A 1604-nucleotide genomic window follows, 5' to 3' on the forward strand; every position below is an offset into this window, starting at 1 on the left:
AGTTATGTGTTGAATAATCCGATGTCGTATACGGATCCGAGTGGGTATTTGTTTAGTGCAGTTATGCGAAACGTATCAAAGAAGATAAATCGACAAATAATTCGTGGTGCGGTAAAAGTATTTGGAGCTGATGTAGTCAGTATCGTCGGTAATATCGCATCGGGAATTTGTGGACTAGCAGTTGGAGCTTGCTCAGCAATGTGGAACTATGAGTTCACGCGAGCTATGGGGGGGACTCCATCTCAAGCACTGAAAACAGGTGCTATTGCCGGAATGACTGCACAGGCCTTTTATGAAATAGGGCAGTATTTCAAGGTTGAATTTGATGTTAATCCAGAATCCGGTAGGACATTTGCGGAATTAGAGTTTGGACAGCAAGTTCAATGGGCAGGCAGTCACGCTTTAGTCGGTGGAATTTCATCGGTCGCTTCTGGTGGTAAGTTTGCAAACGGTGCTAGGACCGCGGCGATGATGCATTTGTTGAATGCTGAGGGGAGTGCAAGAAGCTCAAGTGCAAAAAAGAATATAGGTATTAGCAAAGAGAGGGCAGAGGAAATGTTAGAAAACATTGATGATTGGCTATCAGAGTATTTTCCCGAGGTCCCCCAGACCGATGACATAGTAATTGATTTAGGAATAAAAACAGACTTTGCTCTTCCTAACGGAACAGTATTGATTTTAGATCTTAGTTCTTCAGAGACTGTGTTCGAAATATTGGCATTTCATGAAAAGTTGCATGTATACATGTTTAAAGAAGTAGGAGGATTTTTGGGTTATCAAAATGCTGTTAATGTTAATGAAATTCATAATTGGATAAAGTCTACCTCTCTACAAATGCAATATTATTACTCTGGCCGTAGCCCAAGCACTCGTATTCCTTTTCCAAACTTGAAGAGCTACCCTAAGCCAATTTACAATACAAATAGTAAGCGGGGGGAATACTAATGTTAAAAGTATCTCTAGGGAGCTTTTTTACAATCATTTTCCTTTTAGTATTACTATTTTTTTTATTCTTCCAGTATTTTGGGCTTCATTCTTATGATGAAATAGCTTCATCAAAACTAAAAATGGATATCCTTATAATAAAAGATGAAGTGCAGGAATTTATTAGTAAAGAAGGTAGGTTTCCAAAATCTATAGTAGAAATAGAGAGTAGCTCTCAAAAGAAAATACCTAAATGTGCTCTGACTGATAAAAGTTATATATTTAAAATTTCGGGAAAAAATATGACGCTAGTATGTGGTGATTCATATGAGAGTATAAATATTAAAATCTGATTGGGATATATAGGCCTAGAAAAAAATGGGATAGGTACACATTTGTCCCTGAACTGTTTATAAATATTAAGCCCCAGCAATTTGCTGGGGCTTTTCTGTTTCAGTGCGCGATGAATAAGTTTGTGGAATCCGAACGGCCTTGTTTCCTAAATAATTGAACTTCTGAACTTTTGCGTGATCAGATCAAAAAACATAACGCAATCAAAGCCACCATGACAAAGAAAATTAAAAATTGGCCTGCCTATAATCGCGCATTGATACAGCGTGGCAATATTGCTATTTGGCTCAGTGACGACGCGATTCAACCCCGAATTCAAGTTCCAAGTG

General features: G+C 38.1%; 2 protein-coding genes. Both read left to right on the top strand.

All coding sequences use genetic code 11. The features are described from left to right. On the top strand, positions 1 to 945 hold a 945-nt coding region (locus tag N475_RS02715; RefSeq protein ID WP_211270594.1), incomplete at its 5' end, for a hypothetical protein. Continuing rightward, on the top strand, positions 945 to 1277 hold the full coding sequence (locus N475_RS02720; RefSeq protein WP_063355650.1) for a hypothetical protein: 333 nt from the start codon (positions 945 to 947) through the stop codon (positions 1275 to 1277). The genes N475_RS02715 and N475_RS02720, both read left to right, overlap by 1 nt. The last annotated feature ends 327 nt before the right edge of the window (positions 1278 to 1604 follow it).

The sequence above is a fragment of the Pseudoalteromonas luteoviolacea DSM 6061 genome, from assembly GCF_001625655.1.
In the GTDB taxonomy this organism is placed as follows: Bacteria; Pseudomonadota; Gammaproteobacteria; order Enterobacterales; family Alteromonadaceae; genus Pseudoalteromonas; species Pseudoalteromonas luteoviolacea.